Source organism: Pseudoalteromonas sp. SIMBA_162 (assembly GCF_046535955.1).
Classification (GTDB): Bacteria; Pseudomonadota; Gammaproteobacteria; order Enterobacterales; family Alteromonadaceae; genus Pseudoalteromonas; species Pseudoalteromonas marina.
Genome location: NZ_JAWJBQ010000573.1, coordinates 1 through 263 on the forward strand (window position 1 = coordinate 1; position 263 = coordinate 263).

The 263-nt window shown below is 61.2% G+C and carries 1 protein-coding gene; it reads left to right on the plus strand.

Going from position 1 to position 263, the window contains the following annotated elements; genetic code table 11:
• On the plus strand, positions 1–232 hold a 232-nt coding region (locus R0J88_RS20975), incomplete at its 5' end, for an SIMPL domain-containing protein (protein ID WP_410901022.1).
• Between the last annotated feature and the right edge of the window lie 31 nt (positions 233–263).

Genomic DNA, 263 nt, shown 5'->3' on the forward strand with positions numbered 1-263 from the left:
GGAAGCCTTGACCAAGGCACGCCACAAGGCACAACTGATGGCCGAGACTCTCGGCGCGACTCTGGGCAGCGTGCAGTCGATCAATGAGTCCTCACACAGCCCACGCCCGCAGATGATGGCAATGCGTGCCGACATGGCAGAGGCCAAGAGCAGCGGCAGCGAATACCGCCCCGGCGAGCTGAGCCTCGAGAGCAGCGTTCAGGTCAGCTGGCATATCAAGTCTGCCGATTGAGACAGTCGCGCAAAACGTGAGCGAGTGATCA